Genomic DNA, 803 nt, shown 5'->3' on the forward strand with positions numbered 1-803 from the left:
CTTGAATTTATCGCTATTTTTTTGGTACTGGCGAAATGCGCCATAGGCAAACACTGGGGGACGCAAAAACGATGTCTGCGGTTTCCAACCCGCTTTATTGATCTCCAACACAGTATCGGGACCCTCGTCAAAGCCGAGGCGAATCTGAGCTGAAAGCATCCCATCCTGGTTTTTCGCACCTAGCTGAGTCGAATCTAGCACTAGGTCGCTAGCTTTCAGCCCTAGGGAAACTCTGAAAAAGACTTTCTGATTTGGCAAAATACCGCGACCCCACCCACCGAGTTTCCCGATGAAGCAGATGACCTTCGCCGACGCCGAGTACGCTGGCAAGCGCAAGCAAACCCGCAAGGAGTTGTTCCTGATCGAGATGGATCGGGTGGTGCCGTGGAAGGGCTTGATTGCTTTGATCGAGCCACATTATCCGAAAGGTGAAGGTGGCCGTCCGGCCTACCCGTTGATGGCGATGCTGCGTGTGCATCTGCTGCAGAACTGGTTCGGCTACAGCGATCCAGCGATGGAGGAAGCGCTGTACGAAACCACGATCCTGCGCCAGTTTGCCGGGCTGAACCTGGAGCGCATCCCCGACGAAACCACCATTCTCAACTTCCGCCGCTTGCTGGAGAAACACGAGCTGGCGGCCGGCATCCTCGCTGTCATCAATGGCTATCTGGGCGACCGCGGCCTGTCGCTGCGCCAGGGCACCATCGTCGATGCAACGCTGATCAATGCGCCCAGTTCGACCAAGAACAAGGACGGCAAGCGCGACCCGGAAATGCACCAGACCAAGAAGGGAAACCAGTATT

The 803-nt window shown here is 55.9% G+C and carries 1 pseudogene; it reads left to right on the forward strand.

The features are described 5' to 3' along the window. Positions 1 to 289: 289 nt before the first annotated feature. Positions 290 to 803: pseudogene (locus BG60_RS36170) on the forward strand (IS5-like element ISPst7 family transposase); the annotation flags it as partial.

The sequence above is a fragment of the Caballeronia zhejiangensis genome (genome assembly GCF_000698575.1).
In the GTDB taxonomy this organism is placed as follows: Bacteria; Pseudomonadota; Gammaproteobacteria; order Burkholderiales; family Burkholderiaceae; genus Caballeronia; species Caballeronia zhejiangensis.